The 17,509-nt window shown below is 58.3% G+C and carries 24 protein-coding genes; 22 read left to right on the forward strand and 2 right to left on the reverse strand.

Going from position 1 to position 17,509, the window contains the following annotated elements; translation table 11 throughout:
• Both KGZ66_06040 and KGZ66_06045 read left to right on the forward strand, forming a co-directional pair.
• A partial coding sequence (locus KGZ66_06040; protein MBS3985144.1) for a GreA/GreB family elongation factor occupies positions 1-177 on the forward strand: 177 nt, incomplete at its 5' end.
• A 98-nt stretch (positions 178-275) separates the two neighbouring features.
• Positions 276-641, forward strand: a complete 366-nt coding sequence (locus tag KGZ66_06045; protein MBS3985145.1) for an HNH endonuclease — start codon at positions 276-278, stop codon at positions 639-641.
• On the opposite strand, the gene KGZ66_06050 is transcribed toward KGZ66_06045, so the two are convergent.
• Both KGZ66_06050 and KGZ66_06055 read right to left on the reverse strand, forming a co-directional pair.
• Complete coding sequence (locus tag KGZ66_06050; GenBank protein ID MBS3985146.1) at positions 633-908, reverse strand: type II toxin-antitoxin system YafQ family toxin; 276 nt, start codon at positions 906-908, stop codon at positions 633-635. The two genes, KGZ66_06045 and KGZ66_06050, sit on opposite strands and share 9 nt — an antisense overlap.
• Positions 905-1,177 carry a type II toxin-antitoxin system RelB/DinJ family antitoxin gene (locus tag KGZ66_06055; GenBank protein ID MBS3985147.1) on the reverse strand — a complete coding sequence of 91 codons (273 nt, stop codon included), beginning with the start codon at positions 1,175-1,177 and terminating at the stop codon, positions 905-907. Before KGZ66_06055 ends, KGZ66_06050 begins: the two co-directional genes overlap by 4 nt.
• A 205-nt stretch (positions 1,178-1,382) precedes the next feature.
• Here KGZ66_06055 and KGZ66_06060 point away from each other — a divergent pair, with 205 nt between their 5' ends.
• From KGZ66_06060 to KGZ66_06155, 20 genes are all read left to right on the forward strand, one after another.
• The gene (locus KGZ66_06060; protein ID MBS3985148.1) at positions 1,383-1,964 is read left to right on the forward strand and encodes a terminase; all 582 of its coding nucleotides are present in this window, start codon (positions 1,383-1,385) and stop codon (positions 1,962-1,964) included.
• A complete protein-coding gene (locus KGZ66_06065; protein ID MBS3985149.1) occupies positions 1,961-3,253 on the forward strand; it encodes a DNA modification methylase in 1,293 nt (430 codons plus the stop codon). The genes KGZ66_06060 and KGZ66_06065 overlap by 4 nt, the downstream gene beginning before the upstream one ends.
• A gap of 470 nt (positions 3,254-3,723) precedes the next feature.
• Positions 3,724-4,968, forward strand: a complete 1,245-nt coding sequence (locus KGZ66_06070; GenBank protein MBS3985150.1) for a DNA modification methylase — start codon at positions 3,724-3,726, stop codon at positions 4,966-4,968.
• An 87-nt stretch (positions 4,969-5,055) separates the two neighbouring features.
• The gene (locus tag KGZ66_06075) at positions 5,056-5,730 is read left to right on the forward strand and encodes a virulence protein (GenBank protein ID MBS3985151.1); all 675 of its coding nucleotides are present in this window, start codon (positions 5,056-5,058) and stop codon (positions 5,728-5,730) included.
• Between the two features lie 118 nt (positions 5,731-5,848).
• Complete coding sequence (locus KGZ66_06080) at positions 5,849-6,748, forward strand: amidoligase family protein (GenBank protein ID MBS3985152.1); 900 nt, start codon at positions 5,849-5,851, stop codon at positions 6,746-6,748.
• Positions 6,749-6,786: 38 nt separating this feature from the next.
• A complete protein-coding gene (locus KGZ66_06085; protein MBS3985153.1) occupies positions 6,787-7,251 on the forward strand; it encodes a gamma-glutamylcyclotransferase in 465 nt (154 codons plus the stop codon).
• Positions 7,244-7,432, forward strand: a complete 189-nt coding sequence (locus tag KGZ66_06090; protein MBS3985154.1) for a DUF5049 domain-containing protein — start codon at positions 7,244-7,246, stop codon at positions 7,430-7,432. The genes KGZ66_06085 and KGZ66_06090 overlap by 8 nt, the downstream gene beginning before the upstream one ends.
• Before the next feature lie 79 nt (positions 7,433-7,511).
• Entirely contained in the window at positions 7,512-9,116 is a 1,605-nt protein-coding gene (locus tag KGZ66_06095; protein MBS3985155.1) for a terminase large subunit, read from the forward strand.
• Positions 9,113-10,366, forward strand: a complete 1,254-nt coding sequence (locus tag KGZ66_06100; GenBank protein ID MBS3985156.1) for a phage portal protein — start codon at positions 9,113-9,115, stop codon at positions 10,364-10,366. Before KGZ66_06095 ends, KGZ66_06100 begins: the two co-directional genes overlap by 4 nt.
• The gene (locus KGZ66_06105; protein MBS3985157.1) at positions 10,363-11,052 is read left to right on the forward strand and encodes a Clp protease ClpP; all 690 of its coding nucleotides are present in this window, start codon (positions 10,363-10,365) and stop codon (positions 11,050-11,052) included. Before KGZ66_06100 ends, KGZ66_06105 begins: the two co-directional genes overlap by 4 nt.
• A gap of 21 nt (positions 11,053-11,073) precedes the next feature.
• The gene (locus tag KGZ66_06110; protein ID MBS3985158.1) at positions 11,074-12,267 is read left to right on the forward strand and encodes a phage major capsid protein; all 1,194 of its coding nucleotides are present in this window, start codon (positions 11,074-11,076) and stop codon (positions 12,265-12,267) included.
• 65 nt (positions 12,268-12,332) lie between these two features.
• Positions 12,333-12,611, forward strand: a complete 279-nt coding sequence (locus KGZ66_06115; GenBank protein MBS3985159.1) for a head-tail connector protein — start codon at positions 12,333-12,335, stop codon at positions 12,609-12,611.
• On the forward strand, positions 12,611-12,937 hold the full coding sequence (locus KGZ66_06120; protein ID MBS3985160.1) for a phage head closure protein: 327 nt from the start codon (positions 12,611-12,613) through the stop codon (positions 12,935-12,937). Before KGZ66_06115 ends, KGZ66_06120 begins: the two co-directional genes overlap by 1 nt.
• Positions 12,930-13,337, forward strand: coding sequence for an HK97 gp10 family phage protein (locus KGZ66_06125; GenBank protein MBS3985161.1), 408 nt, complete (start codon positions 12,930-12,932; stop codon positions 13,335-13,337). Before KGZ66_06120 ends, KGZ66_06125 begins: the two co-directional genes overlap by 8 nt.
• Entirely contained in the window at positions 13,334-13,711 is a 378-nt protein-coding gene (locus KGZ66_06130; protein MBS3985162.1) for a hypothetical protein, read from the forward strand. The genes KGZ66_06125 and KGZ66_06130 overlap by 4 nt, the downstream gene beginning before the upstream one ends.
• Before the next feature lie 3 nt (positions 13,712-13,714).
• Positions 13,715-14,098, forward strand: coding sequence for a hypothetical protein (locus KGZ66_06135; GenBank protein ID MBS3985163.1), 384 nt, complete (start codon positions 13,715-13,717; stop codon positions 14,096-14,098).
• A gap of 14 nt (positions 14,099-14,112) precedes the next feature.
• Complete coding sequence (locus KGZ66_06140; protein MBS3985164.1) at positions 14,113-14,727, forward strand: hypothetical protein; 615 nt, start codon at positions 14,113-14,115, stop codon at positions 14,725-14,727.
• 4 nt (positions 14,728-14,731) lie between these two features.
• Entirely contained in the window at positions 14,732-15,052 is a 321-nt protein-coding gene (locus tag KGZ66_06145) for a hypothetical protein (protein ID MBS3985165.1), read from the forward strand.
• Between the two features lie 41 nt (positions 15,053-15,093).
• Positions 15,094-15,363 carry a hypothetical protein gene (locus KGZ66_06150; protein ID MBS3985166.1) on the forward strand — a complete coding sequence of 90 codons (270 nt, stop codon included), beginning with the start codon at positions 15,094-15,096 and terminating at the stop codon, positions 15,361-15,363.
• Between the two features lie 4 nt (positions 15,364-15,367).
• Positions 15,368-17,425: a phage tail tape measure protein gene (locus tag KGZ66_06155; protein ID MBS3985167.1), complete on the forward strand. Its 2,058-nt coding sequence runs from the start codon at positions 15,368-15,370 to the stop codon at positions 17,423-17,425.
• Positions 17,426-17,509: the final 84 nt, after the last annotated feature.

Here is a 17,509-nt window from a genome sequence, read left to right on the forward strand (position 1 = left end):
TACCGCATAGTGAGTCCCTTCCGCAGCAGTGTAAGTGCAGGAGATATTTCATACTTATCGCCGGTTGGCAAGGCATTGTTGTTAAAAAAAGTCGGTGATGAAATAGAAGTTAAAGCACCGGGAGGATTATTCCGCTACAAGATTAAATCTATTCAATTGCATGGGGATTGTGTTTGACAAAATTAACGTACTTGATACTCGGTTAGCAAAATATCTGAGAGGGCGCTCGTCACACGGTGGGCGTCCTTTCACTTTGCCAAAAATGAGGTGAAGTGATGCCCTACAAACCCAAGCGGCCCTGCTCCCACCCCGGCTGTCCGAAGCTGACGGACGGCCGGTTCTGCGAAGAACACGCCAAGCAGGAAGCAAAACGATACGAACGCTACCAGTGTGACCCGGCGACGCGCAAGCTCTACGGCCGGACGTGGCGGAAGGTGCGCGACCGCTACCGCGCGGCGCATCCGCTTTGCGAACGCTGCTTAGAACGGGGACGGTTTACGCCAACGCAGGAAGTCCACCACATTAAGCCGCTGGCGCAAGGCGGCACCAACGACAACGATAACCTCATGTCTTTGTGTACTTCCTGCCACTCGAAGATCACCGCCAGGGAAGGCGGACGCTGGCAGAGACGCTTAGAATAAATCGCTGTGGGTACCCGTGCGGGTCAGCGTAAGAACAAGAACATCTTTCTCAATGCGATAGATAAGCAACCAATCGGGCTGGATATGACATTCCCGATGCCCGGCATAGTTACCAGTCAGTTCATGGTCGCGGTTGTTCGAAGGAAGCGGGATGCCCTGTGCCAACTTCGCGATGATTTCATCAAGCAAGGACATATCCAAGTTACGTTTTTCCATCAGCTTGTAGTCCTTGCGGAATCTGTTTGTGGGTTTGACGGTATATTTCATGCTTTCAAATCTTTAAACAGCGCGTCAAGATCGGTGTAACCCCTTACGTTTGGGTCGCGAGCAATGGCTTCCGCTTCTCTCATTGCCGCGATTGTTTCCGCGTTCGGAACACGGGAAATCTCAAACGGGATTCCTTGGCTGCGTACAGCCTGACGAAGAAACATAGTCATAGCTGTGGTCATATTGAGGCCCAAGTCCGAGAAAAGTTCTTCGGCCTGCTTCTTAAGTTGAACATCTATCCGGATGCTGATATTTGTAGTTTCACTCATGGCATTGCACTCCTTTCGCTGCTTAGTATATTCAGCATACTGCATGATATGCACGTTGTCAATACAAAACAAAAAGTGTGCGTCCGGTAGGGGCGGTCAAAATCTCTACAATCTTCGCCCCGGGCAACGGGCGGCGGGTCACGCGCGAAAAAATCACGGTTCAAACAGGGGATTAAGCCCCGCCGCGGCAAGGAGGTGAGGGCGCGTGGCAAAAGACGGAACAAACAGGGGCGGCCGCCGCGTGCGCGCTGGCGACAAGCCGCAGCCCCTCGCGGAGAAAATCACGGCGGGCAAGGCCGCACGCGTTTTGGAACCCCCTAAACTGCCTCCCGAGTCGCTGCTTGAAGCTGGCGAACTGGGCGGCGCGGCGGATTTATTCGGCGAGGATATGCCTGCGCCAAGCGACTACTTAAGCGCGCGGCAAAGAGACGGGAAACCGCTGGGCGCGGACGCGCTGTTCATTGAAACGTGGAAATGGCTAAAAGATCGCGGCTGCGAGAAATTCGTCAACCCGCGGCTGATTGAAGCCTACGCCCAGGCGTTCACCCGCTACATCCAGTGCGAAGAAGCCATCAGCACCTACGGGCTTTTAGGCAAGCACCCGACCACGGGCGGCGCGATAGCCAGCCCGTTCGTGCAGATGAGCCAGTCCTTCCAAAAGCAGGCGAATCTTCTCTGGTACGAGATTTTCGACATCGTCAAGCAAAACTGCACTACAGCTTTTGTCGGCAATCCGCAGGACGACGTGATGGAGAGGCTGCTCTCCGCCAGGAGGGGCGACAGATGAAGATAGAAAAAATCAAGGCGGAGCTTTTAAGGCCCGCTCGGTACAACCCGCGCAAAGACTTAAAACCCGGCGACAAGGAGTATCAAAAGCTCCGGCGCTCCATCGAGGAGTTCGGCTATGTGGAGCCGGTAATCTTTAATCGCCGGACCGGCAATGTGGTGGGCGGCCACCAACGCCTGAAGGTGCTGCTTGATTTGGCCCACAGCGAGATTGACTGCGTTGTGGTGGAGCTTGACCCGCAGAAAGAAAAGGCGCTCAACCTCGCCCTCAACAAGATTCAGGGCGAATGGGACGAAACCAAGCTGGCGGAGTTGATGGCGGAGCTTGACGCGGGCGCGTTTGACGTCTCCCTCACCGGCTTTGACGCCGCGGAGGTTGATGAGCTGCTCAACCGCTGGCACGCCAAGGAGGCGGTGCAGGACGACTTCGATGTGGACAAGGAAAAGGAGCGCATCGAAGTCGAAGGAGCGATCACAAAGCCGGGGGATATCTGGCTTTTGGGCAGACACCGCCTGCTGTGCGGCGATTCCACCAATGAGGCTGACTTCGCCAAGCTCATGGACGGCGGCCGCGCCCAGGCAGCCGTCACCTCGCCGCCTTACGGCGTGGGCAAAGAATATGAAAAGGCGGGCATCGAGCCGTGGTTTCAGACTATCCGGCCGGTGATTAAAAACCTGTGCAGATACGCAGAGATCGTCTGCTGGAACTTAGGCGACCTATACGCTACCGGCTCCCAGTTCATCGAGCCGACCAGCGTCTATTCCGTGAACATGTTTGCCGAAAACGGCTACCGCCCGATCTGGATCCGCATCTGGAAAAAGCAAGGGATGAATTTTGGCGTCGGCCCTTATCACCTCGTTTCCAACAAGCCGGTGCAGCAGTACGAGTACATTTCAACCTTCAGCAAGAACGGCGAAGCCGAGGAGTACAACGACCAGGAATATCTGTGGCTCTCGGCCTTCGCCGGGCACAGCTACCGCTTCGTCAAGCGGCTGACTAAAGACGAACGCAAAAAATGGGGCTACGCGGGTATCTGGGAGATGACCACGGTGCGCGCCAACAAGGAGCATCCGGCCATGTTCCCGGTAGAGCTGCCCTGGCGCTGCATCAAGATGCACAGCGACCGGGGCGGCATTGTTTTGGAGCCGTTCTCCGGCAGCGGCACCACCATTATCGCGGCGGAGCAGACCGAGCGCCGCTGCTGCGCTATGGAGCTATCCCCCGTTTACTGCGACTTGGCGGTCAAGCGCTGGGAGACTTTCACCGGTGAAAAAGCAATCAGGGTATAATTGAAATACCCTGTTTTTCCGAGTATACTATAATTCAGAAGCAAACATATGGGTCTCACAAAGGGGTTGATTTTAATGGGAGCAAGTTGGCTAAATCTGGGAAGTCTTGCGCTTGGGTTGATAGCATGGATACTTCCAGTTGTCAATCTTATGCGGCGTAATAAGACGGATCACAGACACTGGGCTGTCTTATCCATAACAAGCGTCAGTGCCTGCGCCGTTTCCCTCTGTATGCAACTTTTCTATACCGATCATCTGGTGAAAATTGAGGATTGGTCAGCGCTTATGGATACGTCCTCCGCAGTGGCGATGGTCTCCACACTGCTTCTTGTGGTGACAATTTTGCTTAATACGATAGGGTTCTTCTTGTTCTATGGGAAAAAATCACATGACTGATTTTTTATAGCCCCAGTCTTAACCACATCTTAACCGGTGTGGTTTTTTTATGTCCATTTAGGGAGGGATAAGGTTTGGAGATACAAAAAATCCCCGTCACAAGAATTAAGGCGGCAAAATACAACCCCCGCAAAGACTTAAAACCAGGCGACGCGGAATACGAGAAGCTGCGCCGCTCCATGGCGGAGTTCGGTTATGTGGAACCTGTCGTCTGGAATAAGACCACGGGCAACGTGGTAGGCGGGCACCAGCGGCTAAAAATACTGCTGGCGGACGGCGCTGCCGCCATCGACTGCGTGGTGGTGGAACTGGACGCCGCAAAGGAAAAGGCGCTCAACCTCGCCCTCAATAAGATTCAGGGCGACTGGGACCAGGAGAAGCTGGCCCTGGTTATCGCCGACCTGCAGGGGGCGGACTTTGATCTTTCGCTTACCGGCTTTGACCCCGCCGAAATCGACGCGCTGTTCAAGGACACCATTGCGGACGGCGTAAAAGACGACGATTTTGACGTGGAGAGCGAGCTGCGGAAACCCGCGGTAACGAAGCCGGGCGACCTGTGGCTTTTAGGTAGGCACCGCCTTGTCTGCGGCGACTCCACCCGCGCCGAGACCTTCGCCCTGCTCATGGACGGCAAGGCGGCAAACCTGGTGGTCACCGACCCGCCATATAATGTAAATTACGAAGGCGCGGCGGGCAAGATCAAAAACGACCACATGGCGGATGAAGCCTTCTACCGCTTTCTGCTGGATGCTTTTACGTTGACCGAAAAGGCGATGGCCAAAGACGCATCCATCTATGTCTTCCACGCCGACACTGAGGGCTTAAACTTCCGCAGGGCCTTTGCCGACGCAGGTTTCTACCTCTCCGGCGCATGCATCTGGAAGAAGCAGTCGCTGGTGCTGGGGCGCTCGCCTTACCACTGGCAGCACGAACCGATCCTCTTTGGCTGGAGGAAAACAGGCAAGCACGCCTGGTACTCCGACCGCAAGCAGTCCACCATCTGGGAGTTTGACAAGCCGAGGAAGAACGCCGACCACCCCACAATGAAGCCGGTGCCGCTTTTGGCCTACCCCATACTCAACTCCAGCCTGACGGGCTGTATCGTGCTCGACCCCTTCGGCGGGAGCGGCTCCACCCTCATCGCCTGCGACCAGACGGACAGGGTTTGTTACACGGTGGAGCTGGACGAAAAGTTCTGCGACGTGATCGTCAAAAGGTATATCGAGCAGGTGGGCGGCGCGGAGAATGTATTTCTCCTCCGGGACGGCGTGAAGGCAGCATTCGGCGATGTGGAGCAGCCGCAATCCAAAGCACAATAATTCCTCATATTTCGCATAAATAACTTGCTATTCCACAGCTTCAGAGTGATATATGTAGTCACCAAGAAGCTAAGGAGGCTTATGAAAATGGAATTAAAATTCAATGTAACCGGCGAGGCCCGCAAAGCGCTCGTCAAGGCGGCAGGAGAAGCTCTCGGCTGGGAGCCGGTCTACAAGGGCGCGCCAAGCTTCGCCTATGTGGTCAGCAATGTCACCATCAGCCGGGGCGGCACCCTTTCCTGGGATGAGCGCACGGACGAGGCGGCCATACGCAATCTGCTCGGTAGACTGCGGGAGATGGGCTTTGTCCCGGCAGAAGAGGAAATCGACACCGACACGCTGACCATCGAGATGCCGCTTGTGGGCTTTACCGACACGGCGCTGGAGAACCTCGACCGGCTGATTGCCGGCAAAGCGGCGCTGATCAAGAAAGCAATCGGCGCGGACTCCCTCCCCGTCGAGCGCACGGAAACGACGCTTAAGTTCCCCTGGTTTAAGTTCGGCATAGACGGCGCAACAGTCGCCGCCTACTCCCGCTTCATCGGCGCCCTCTGCGCGGCGGCGAAAGGTCAGAAACGGGTCACAGGCAGGGAAAAAGCGGTGGAGAACGAGAAGTACGCCTTTCGGGTGTTCCTCCTTCGCCTCGGCTTTGTGGGCGACGATTACAAGGAGGCGCGGAAAATCCTTTTGAAAAATCTCTCCGGCAACAGCGCGTTTAAGAGCGGCGCCCCTGCCAAAACGGAGGTGGACGCCGATGCCTAAGTTCCCTGATATTTCTGTGGTTTTTCCGCAGAAATAGCTTGCTATTATCCCCTTTCAGAGTGATATATGTGTATGCCGGAAGGCACACCACAAACGCCCTTAAAGGAGGATAAACAGCATGCTAACGGGAAGATTCGGGATTGAGATCGAGTTCACGGGCATCACCAGAAGCGAGGCGGCGCGCATCGCGGCGGAACACCTCGCCGGAACGGTGACGAGCGCAGCCGACACCTACGACACCAAGAAGGTCACAGCACCGGACGGCAGGGTCTGGAAGTTCATGAGCGACGGCAGCATCACCTGCCAAATGAGGCAAGGACGGCAGCGGGTTCCGGCCAGCCGCGAATACAGCGTGGAGCTGGTCAGCCCCATCCTCACCTACCGCGAGGACATCGCCACCCTGCAGGAGCTGGTGCGCAAACTGCGCAAGGCCGGAGCCTTCGCGAGCGCCACCTGCGGCATCCACCTCCACCTTGACGGGGGAAGCCACACGCCGCGCAGCATCCGCAACTTCGTGAACATCATCGCCAGCAAGAATGACCTTTTCTACAAAGCGCTGCAGATTGCGCCGGAGCGGATGAGCTACTGCAAGAAGATGGACAGCCTGCTGGTGGAGAAGATGAACCGCAGAAAGCCCAAAACCCTGCGGGCGATTGAGGAGATCTGGTACGAGGGCTACAGTGAAAGCCGCGACCGGCATTACCACCACAGCCGCTACCACTTCCTCAACCTGCACAGCTTTTTCACCGGCAACCGCACGGTGGAGCTGAGAGGCTTCAACAGCGAGCTTCACGCGGGAAAGATCAGAAGTTACATAGTCCTCGCCCTGGCTTTGAACCACCAGGCGCTGACGCAAAAATGCGCCTCGGCGAAAAAGCCCCAGGCCGAGAACGAAAAGTTCGCCATGCGGACCTACCTAAACCGCATCGGCTTCATCGGCGAGGAGTTCGCCAACTGCCGGGAGCACCTGACCGCACACTTAAACGGCTCGGCGGCCTGGCGGTTTCGGGCGGCTTGAGCCGCCCCCGCAGCCAAAGAGCAAGGAGGGCATAGACAATGGATAATCGCAACAAGCTGTACATCGCCTACGGTTCCAACTTAAACCGGGAGCAGATGGCGGACAGATGCCCCACGGCGAGGGTGCTGGGGGCAAGCATGATGGCTGGCTGGCGGCTCCTGTTCCGGGGCGCGCGCGAAAACGCGGTGGCGACGGTGGAGCCTTGCCCAAGCGGCAGCGTCCCTGTGCTGGTCTGGGAGATCACCCAGGCTGACGAAGTGGCGCTCGACCGCTATGAGGGCTGGCCGTTCTTTTACCGCAAGGAAACGGTGAAAGTAGAGCTAAACGGCAAGACAGTCAGCGCGATGGTGTATATCATGAACGAGGGCAGGCCGCTGGGGCAGCCAAGCTGCTATTATTACTCGGTTATCCTCGAAGGCTACAGGGACGCTGGCTTCGATGTGGAGATCCTGCGCCAGGCGACCATCGATTCGGCGGAAACGGAGGAAACCGCCCATGAATGAAACGATAAAGGAGCAAATACTCTCCATCCGGGACAGCGGCGTCACCAATATGTTTGACCTGCCGCGCGTTCAGCACGAAGCCTATGTGCGCGGCTTTTACGAACTTGTGCTGTACCTGGAGGAGCACAAAGCCGAGTACAGCCGGTTTATCCTGACGGGCGATGCGGATGAGAGAAAATAGCTGACAGTAAATATATAAACAGGAAACAAGGGCTTCTTCGTGAGGCTCTTTTCTTTTGCTCAAACAAGGAGGCGGGCCTATGCGCAAACTGAAAAAATACAGGCCGACCTCCTTCATGGCGGAAGGCTCATACTACGACAAGGCCGCCGCCGATTACGCCGTTTCTTTTATCGAAGCCCTCTCCCACACCAAAGGCGCCTGGGCGGGGAAGCCCTTTGAGCTGATCGACTGGCAGGAGCAGATTGTCCGCGACATTTTCGGCATCCTCAAACCCAACGGCTGCAGGCAGTTCAACACGGCCTATGTGGAGATCCCCAAAAAACAAGGCAAGTCTGAACTGGCCGCCGCCATCGCCCTGCTGCTTACGTGCGGCGACGGCGAGGAACGCGCCGAGGTGTATGGCTGCGCCGCCGACCGCCAGCAGGCCTCCATCGTGTTCGAGGTGGCGGCCGATATGGTGCGGATGTGCCCGGCGCTGTCAAGGCGAGTGAAGTTACTCGCTTCCACAAAACGGCTGGTATACCTGCCGACCAACAGCTTCTACCAGGTGCTGAGCGCGGAGGCGTACTCCAAGCACGGTTTCAACATCCACGGCGTGGTGTTCGACGAATTGCACACCCAGCCTAACCGCAAGCTCTTTGACGTAATGACCAGAGGCTCCGGCGACGCGCGGCGGCAGCCGCTGTACTTCCTGATCACCACGGCGGGAACGGACAACCAGAGCATCTGCTACGAGACGCACCAGAAGGCCAAAGATATCCTCGAAGGCAGGAAGCGCGACCCCACCTTCTATCCCGTGATCTACGGGGCGAAGGAGGACGACGACTGGACTGACCCCAAGGTGTGGAAGAAAGTGAACCCAAGTTTAGGCATTACGGTGGGCATCGACAAAGTGAGGGCGGCTTGTGAAAGCGCGAAACAGAACCCCGCCGAGGAGAACAGCTTCCGGCAGCTGCGCCTGAATCAATGGGTCAAACAGGCCGTCCGCTGGATGCCGATGGCGAAGTGGGACGCCTGCGCCTTCCCGGTGGATGGGGCAAGCCTCGAGGGGCGGGTCTGCTACGGCGGGCTTGACCTCTCCTCCACTACCGACATTACCGCCTTTGTGCTGGTGTTCCCGCCGGAAGATGAGGACGACAAATACAGCGTCCTCCCCTTCTTCTGGATGCCGGAGAACAATATCGGCCTGCGGGTGCGGCGAGACCATGTGCAGTACGACCTCTGGGAGAAGCAGGGATATTTGCTGACCACCGAGGGGAACGTGGTGCATTACGGCTTCATTGAGCGCTTCATTGAAAACTTAGGCGAAAAGTATAACATCCGCGAAATCGCCTTTGACCGCTGGGGCGCGGTGCAGATGGTACAGAACCTTGAGGGGCTGGGCTTTACCGTCGTCCCCTTCGGGCAGGGCTTTAAAGACATGAGTCCGCCCACCAAGGAGCTGATGAAGCTGACGCTGGAGGAAAGAATCGCCCACGGCGGGCATCCGGTGCTGCGCTGGATGATGGACAATATCTTCATTCGCACGGATCCCGCCGGCAACATCAAACCGGACAAAGAAAAATCCACGGAACGAATCGACGGCGCGGTGGCGACCATTATGGCGCTCGACCGCGCCCTGCGCTGCGGCTCCGGCGATGGCGGCGCTTCAGTCTATGATGAGAGGGGGTTACTGATCCTATGAGCATATTCTCCCGGCTGTTCCGCACGCGGGATAGGCCGCAAAACCGCGTGGGCAGCGGGTTCTCCTTCCTGTTCGGCGGTACCGCCAGCGGCAAGATGGTCAACGAGCGGACAGCCATGCAGGCCACGGCGGTGTATGCCTGCGTGCGCATACTGGCCGAAGCTATAGCCGGGCTGCCGCTGCGCGTATACCGCTACAAAGCCGATGGCGGCAAGGAGAAAGCGGTGGGGCACCGGCTGTACTACCTCCTCCATAGCGAACCAAACCCGGAGATGACTTCATTTGTGTTCAGGGAAACGCTGATGAGCCATCTTCTGCTTTGGGGCAACGCCTACGCGCAGGTGATCCGGGACGGGCGCGGCCAGATAATGGCCCTCTACCCCCTGCTGCCGAACAAGATGGATGTGGCGCGAGCCGCAAACGGCGAACTGACCTATACCTACCGCCGCGACGCCGAGGAAAGCCGGATTAACCCTGACAGCGGGACGGTGACGCTGCGTCGGGACGAGGTCTTGCATATCCCCGGCCTTGGCTTTGACGGGCTGATCGGCTACTCGCCCATCGCCATTGCCAAGAACGCCATCGGCATGGCCATGGCCACGGAGGAATACGGCGCTTCCTTCTTCGCCAACGGAGCCAATCCGGGCGGCGTGCTGGAGCATCCGGGCGTCGTCAAAGACCCCAAAAGGGTGCGGGAAAGCTGGAATGCGGTCTATCAAGGCAGCGGCAACGCCCACCGCATCGCCGTGCTGGAAGAGGGCATGAAATTCCAGGCCATCGGCATCCCGCCGGAACAAGCGCAGTTTCTGGAGACACGCAAATTCCAGATCAACGAGATCGCCCGCATTTTCCGCATACCTCCGCACATGGTCGGCGACCTTGAGAAGTCCAGCTTTTCCAACATCGAGCAGCAGTCGCTGGAATTCGTCAAGTACACCCTCGACCCGTGGGTGGTGCGCTGGGAGCAGGCTTTGCAGCAGTCCCTCCTCCTGCCTTCGGAAAAGCCCCGCTACTTTGTGCGGTTCAATGTGGACGGGCTGCTGCGGGGCGACTACCAAAGCAGGATGGCCGGTTACGCCACGGGACGACAGAACGGCTGGCTGTCGGCGAACGACATCCGCGAACTTGAGGATATGAACTGCATCCCCGCCGAGGAGGGCGGGGACTTGTATCTGGTCAACGGCAATATGACGAAGCTGGCTGAGGCGGGCGTCTTTGCCAACCATCAACCGAAGGAGGTCAGCACATGAGGAAATTCTGGAACTGGGTGCGCAATTCGGACGAAGAGCGCACCCTCTATCTTAACGGCCCCATTGCGCAAGAAACATGGTGGGGCGACGAGGTGACGCCCACTTTGTTTAAAGGCGAGCTGCTGGCGGGCGCGGGCGACATCACGGTGTGGATTAACTCTCCCGGCGGCGATATTTTCGCGGCGGCGCAGATTTACAACATGCTCATGGACTATGCCGGGCAGGTCACCGTCAAGATTGACGGCCTCGCCGCCAGCGCCGCTTCAGTTATCGCCATGGCCGGCGGCGAGGTATATATGTCCCCCGTCTCCATGCTCATGATCCACAACCCCAGCACCATCGCCATCGGCGACAGCGAGGAGATGCTCCGCGCCAAGGCCTTGCTGGATGAGGTCAAGGAGAGCATCATCAACGCCTATGAGCTGAAATCCGGCCTTTCAAGAGTGAAGCTCTCCCACCTCATGGACGCGGAAACCTGGATGAACGCGAAAAAGGCTGTGGAACTCGGCTTTGCCGACAAAATCCTGTTCACATCCGGCGAGGAACCGCAAGACTCAGGAGAAGGCCTGATCTTCAGCCGCATGGCGGTCGCCAACTCCCTGCTTGGGAAAATCCCTAAAGTAAAACCGAAAACAGGTACCCCCATCGAGTCGCTGGATAAGCGGCTCTCATTAATTTCCCACTAAATTTTAAGGAGGACAAACACAATGAGCAAAATCCTGGAACTGCGCGAAAAGCGCGCCAAGGCCTGGGAAGCGGCTAAGGCCTACCTTGACAGCAAGCGGGGCGGCGACGGGCTTTTGTCCGCAGAAGACACCGCCGCCTACGAGAAGATGGAGGGCGACGTCGTGGCGCTGGGCAGGGAAATCGAGCGGCTGGAGCGCCAGGCCGCCCTTGACGCGGAGCTGTCCCAGCCGACCAATAACCCCATCACCAACAAGCCGTCTGCCCACAGCGAGAGCAAGAGCGGCCGGGCCGCCGCCGAGTACAAGCGGGCCTTCTGGAACGCCATGCGCGGCAAGCGCACCGCCGATATCCAAAACGCGCTGCAGGTAGGCGAGGATACCGAGGGCGGCTACCTGGTGCCTGATGAGTTTGAGCGCACTCTGGTAAAATCCCTTGAGGAAGAAAATATCTTCCGGCAGCTGGCCAATGTCATTACCACCTCCAGCGGCGACCGCAAGATCCCCGTGGTGGCAAGCAAAGGCACCGCCTCCTGGGTGGATGAGGAGGGGCAGATCCCTGAAAGCGACGACAGCTTCGGGCAGGTGTCCATCGGCGCTTTCAAGCTGGCCACCATGATTAAGGTCAGCGAGGAGCTGTTAAACGACAGCGTCTTCAATCTGGAAAGCTACATCGCCAGGGAGTTTGCCCGCCGCATCGGCGCCAAGGAGGAGGAAGCCTTCTTTGTGGGCGACGGCCTAGGGAAACCCACCGGCATCCTCGCCGCCACAGGCGGCGGGCAGGTTGGCGCGACCACAGCCGCCGCGGCAGCCATCACCTTGGACGAAATACTGGACCTGTTCTACAGCCTCAAGTCCCCTTACCGCAAAAAAGCCGTCTTTGTCATGAACGACGCCACGGTCAAGGCCATCCGCAAGCTCAAGGACAGCACCGGCCAGTACCTCTGGCAGCCGTCCATCAAGGAAGCAACACCCGATACCATCCTCAACCGCCCCTTGTACACCTCGGCCTATGTGCCGGTAATCGAGGCGGGGGCCAAAACGGTGGTGTTCGGCGACTTCGGCTACTACTGGGTGGCTGACCGCCAGGGCCGGGTGTTCAAGCGGCTAAGCGAACTGTTCGCGCCCACCGGGCAGGTAGGCTTCATCGCCACCCAGCGTGTGGACGGCAAGCTGGTGCTGCCGGAGGCCATCAAGATATTGCAGCAAAAGGCGTAGTTTTATCTTACGGCAGGCAGTCCTAAACGGCTGCCTGCCCAGTTTTGGAAAGGGGGGCGGGCGCGGTGGCGGTCACACTTCATGATACAAAAGCGTGGCTGAGAGTTGACGGTGAGGCCGAGGACGCGCTCATCGAAAGCCTGATTGAGGCGGCGGCGGAGCTGGTGGAAGGCGTCCTCCGCTTCCCTCTGAGCGAGTTTGCGGGAAGCGTCCCCGAGCCGGTCAAGCACGCTATTTACTACGCCGTGGCCAAGCTTTTTGAGGAGCGAAACGACTTGAAACACGACGAGCTGACCCAGGTGCTCAAGGCCCTGCTCTTCTCCTACCGAAAGGCGGAGTGGTGATGAAAATCGGGAAACTGCGGCACCGGGTCAGGATTCAGGCATATAACGCCGGCAGAGACAGCTTTGGCGCGGAGGAACAGATATGGACGGACGTGGCCACGGTCTGGGCCAGCATTACGCCGGTTTCCGGCAAGGAGTACTTCGCTTCCGCCCAAACCAACGCGGAGGTTTCCACAAAGATCACCATGCGCTATCGCAGCGGGATCACGCCGAAAATGCGCGTCGTCTTTGGCGCGCGTGTTTTCGAGATTATCTCCGCGCTGAATTTTGAGGAGCGCGGCGTCGAGCTCAATCTCATGTGCAAGGAGAGTGTCCCGGATGGCTAAACGGCTGCGGGTAAAGAAGCTGAAAACGCATATCGAGGGCTTGGACGAGGTCATGAAGCTTGTGGAGCAGCTGGGCGACGCGGCGGCGGAGGCGCTGGACAAAGCCTCAGGGGCCGGGGCCGAAATTGTGCTGGCGGCGGCCAAGCAAAAAGCGCCGGTGGATACCGGGCTTTTGCGGGACAGCTTAACGCTCAAGAAAAGCAAGGTGCGCAAGCCCAATATCAAAAGCGAGCATGTGGTGACCAGGGGAAAAGGGGCGGAGCATTTTGCCCCGGTGGAGCTGGGGACATCCAAGATGAAGGCCCAGCCCTTTCTCCGCCCGGCTATTGACGAGAACAAAAAGAACGTCGCTAAGGCGGTAAACGACGAGCTCTTAAAAGCCATCGGGAGGGTGAGATGATGAGACTGGAGGAAGCGGTCAGCGGCTATCTGCAGCCAAAACTAAAGGGCGCGCTCTACCCATTCCTCTTGCCGCAAAAGCGCGATCTTCCGGCCGTGGCCTATTTCCCCGTTTCGATAGAGCGGCTGCACAGCCTGACAGCGGACAGCGGCTTTGTGAAGCAGCGGCTGCAGTTTAGCTGCTTTGCCAAGTCATATAGACAGGCGATAGAGACGGCTAAGACCATCCAAGGGGCGCTGCAGGACTTCTCCGGAGCGATGAACGGCCTGACCATCGGCGCTGTCTTGCTCCTGGATGAAGTGTCCGACTATGAACAGGATACGGGGCTTTATTCCGTATCCTTAGAATTTGAATTTCAGTTTGAGGAGGTTTAAACCATGGCCATAGCAGGTAAAAGCGGCAAACTGGGGCTGGGCGCAAGCGCCGTTATGGATATCAGCAGCTGGTCGCTGGAGCTGGGCGCGGACACGCTTGACGTAACGGCCCTCGGCGACGATTGGAAGAAATTCATCGCCGGCTTAAAGGAATGGTCGGCGTCGGCCGAAGGCTTCTACTCGGTGCATACGGACGCCACCGGCCAGAGGGCGCTGCAGGAGGCGTACTTAAACGGCGCGGAAGTCTCGCTCAGGCTCTATGTCAACGCGGCAAACTATTATTCCGGCAGCGCCCATATTTCCGGCCTGTCCGTGGAGGACCCGGTGGACGACACGGTCAGTATTTCCTTTGAGTTCCAGGGCACCGGCGCGCTGGAATACAACTAAGGCGGTGAAGAAACATGCCTTTAGCAGGTAAAGTAGGCGCGGTGTTCCTGCAGACGGAGGCTGAGCCGGTAGCCTTTATCAAGGAAAGCGCTGCAGGCAACCCGCAGAGGACGGTCTATACCATTGAAAACGAAACCTTAAGGTATCTGGACAAAAACGCGCCCGTTGTGGTGTACGTCAACGACATCGCGGCGAGCGGCGGATTTACCGTAGAACATTTGGGCGGCGTGATACGTTTTTTAGCGCCACTACTTGAAGGAGACACAGTGACGGTCAGCGGCAAAAGCGTAAAAGTTGATCAGGCGGGCGGCTTCTTCAACTGGAGCGCCGAGCTGGCGGCGGACACGGCGGATATAACCAACTTTGCGAGCGAGGGCTGGAAGGAACACCTGCCCGCCGTAAAGGGCTTTACGGCCTCCGCGGAGAGCTACTGGGCGGACGGGTACTTGTCGGAAAGGCTCGGCCGGGAAATCATCGTGGCCTTGTATCTCGATACAGGCACCAACAAAAAACGCTATGAGGGCTACGCGCTCATCGCAAGCGACAGCATTGAATTGGCCGCCGACGATGTGGTCAATGAGAGCATCGAGTTTGAGGGCAGCGGCAATCTGTATTACAGGGAGGACTGAGGGCATGAAACCAGGCGTCACCATAGAGCTGGACAAACCGAGGACGCTCCGTTACGGCATGAACGCGCTGATTAAAATCGAGGAGCTGACGGGCAAGAACCTGACAAAGTTTGACCTCGACAATATCTCCGTGAAAGACCTGCGGACAATTGTCTACGCCGGTCTTTTTCATGAGGACAAAGAGCTGACCCCGGAAAAGTGCGCGGACTTAATTGACGAGTACAGCGACATCACCACGGTGGCCGGGAAACTGGGCGAAGCGATGACGCTGGCCTTCGGCGCGCAGCCGGGAAACCCGCAGGCGGTGGAGGCAGCCGGGAAATAGGGTTTGCTGAGCTGTTCTCCGCCGCCGTAAAGAAACTCAAAATGCACCCGGCCCAAGTTTGGGAGTTGACCCCCTTTGAGCTGGGGCTCCTCTTTGAGGGCTACGCCGAGGAAAAAGCGGAGCGAAGGCAAGAGCTTATCTACCTGGCCTGGCACATCGAAGCCTTCGCCAGGCAGAAGCGGCTGCCTAGCCTTAAGAAAATGCTTAAAGAAAGCGGAAGAAAAAAGGCCGCGCCAAGCCGCCTTTCCACGGAGCAGCTGATCGGAATCGCGCGGAGCAAGGGGCTCAAAGTCCCGGCGAAATGGAGGTGATGGGATGGCGGTACTGCGCAATGTGGTCGTGAAAATCGGCGCGGATATCTCCGAGCTGCAAAAAAGCTTAAGCGAGGCGTCCAAAACCCTGGATAAGGCGGGCAAAACGCTCACCTCCATCGGCGGGACGCTCACAACAGGGCTGACCCTTCCCATCGCGGCCGCGACGGCGGGAATCTTAAAGCTGGGAACGGATTTTGACAGAGCTTTCGACAAGATCCGTGTCGGCACCGGCGCTACCGGGGAGGCCCTGGCAGGCTTGCAGGACGATTTCCGGGCGGTCTACTCCACCGTTCCCGCAGGGATGGCCGAGGTGAGCAGCGCCATCGCCGATCTCAACACCAGGACGGGCCTGGCCGGGAAACCGCTGCGGGAGCTGTCTACCCAGATGCTCAACCTCTCCCGTATCACCGGCGAGGAGCTCTCCGGCATGATCGCCGGCTCCTCCCGCCTGTTCGGCGACTGGAGCATAGCGGCGGACGATACCGCGGGCACTATGGATTACCTTTTCAAGGTATCCCAGAGCACTGGCATCGGCTTTAACGATCTTAACGCCAAGCTGGTGCAGTTTGGCGCGCCCCTGCGGCAGATGGGCTTTGACCTGGAGACGGCGGCGGCCATGCTGGGGAAGTTTGAAAAAGAAGGGGTCAACACCGAGCTGGTCCTGGGCGGCCTGCGCATCGCGCTGGGTAAAATGGCCAAAGCGGGCATTACGGACACCAAGGCGGCGCTGGAAGAAGTCACGAAAAGGATCAAGGAAGCAGGCTCCACCGGCGAGGCCAACGCCATCGCCCTGGAGATGTTCGGCGCCCGCATTGGACCGGATATGGCGGCGGCCATCAGAGAAGGCCGCTTTGAGCTGTCAGAGCTGGTATCCGCTTTAAAGACAAGCGGGGAAACGATTAACGGCGCGGCTTTTGAGACGATGGATTTCGCGGAGCAGCTTGCCGTGATGCGGAACAAAGCGGCCGTGGCCCTTGAGCCGCTGGGGACTTCTCTGATGCAGGCCGTCAACTCCGCCATGCCCGCCATTGAAGGGCTGATCGGCAAGCTCAGCTCTTTGGTGGACTGGTTTGCGAACTTAAGCGGCGGCTCGCAGAAGCTGATCCTCTCATTTCTTGGCATCGCCGCCGCCCTCGGGCCGCTGCTTACACTGGTGGGCACACTCGCAAACGGCGTCAGCTCGGCGATTAAGGCGGTGAAATGGCTGGCCGACGCCAAGAACCTGGCCGCGCTGAAGACCCATGCCCTGGCCGCGGCGCAAAAAGTAGCGGTGGTGGCGCAAAAGGTCCTGAACGCGGTGATGGCAGCCAACCCCATCGGGCTTGTGATCGTGGCCATAGCGGCGCTGGTGGCCATCATTATCCATCTGTGGAAGACCAACGAGGGTTTTAGAAACGCAGTGGTCGCCGTATGGGACGGCATTAAAACCGCGGCCGCGAATATGGCCGCCGGGATTAAAAGCGCTTTTGACAATATCAGAAACTGGATCAGCGGCCTTGTGGCAAGCGGGGTGCGCTTGGCCGAGAGCCTGGCAGGCGGCATCACGCGGGCGCTGAGCGCTTTGGCGGGCAATATCCGCAATGCCCTGAACCAGGCGCTCTCCATAGTCACAGGCCTGGGCAAGAGCTTTTTTGACGCCGGGCGCAGCCTGATCGCCAGTATCGCCAGCGGCATCACCAGCGCCGCCGCCAGGGTCGCCGACAGCGTTAAAAGCGTCGTGGCCCGGGTCAGGTCTTTCCTGCCCTTTTCCCCGGCTAAAGAGGGCCCGCTGAAGGATTTGGACAAGTTGGATTTCAGCGGCCCGCTAATCGAGAGCATCAAAAACGCTATCCCCAAGGCGGAGCGGATGCTTGGCAGCCTGCTGGAAGTAAGCCTTCCTTCGTTGACGGTGCCGCCGGAGCCGCCAGGGCAGCCGGTAGCGGCGGGAGCATACGGCCAGGGCGGCCCGCTGGTGGTGGTGGAGAATATGACCGTGCGCGCGGAAACGGATATTGAGGAGATCAGCCGCAGGCTGTACCGCTATATCGAGGCGGCTAACCGGGGGAGGGGGAGATTGTAATGGGGCACTTCTCGTTTGCCGGGGAACACTGCGGCAGCTACTCCGTTTATCTCCTGCGCTCCCCTCTCTCCCTTTTTCCGGGGG

The sequence above is a fragment of the Selenomonadales bacterium genome, from assembly GCA_018335585.1.
In the GTDB taxonomy this organism is placed as follows: domain Bacteria; phylum Bacillota; class UBA994; order UBA994; family UBA994; genus UBA994.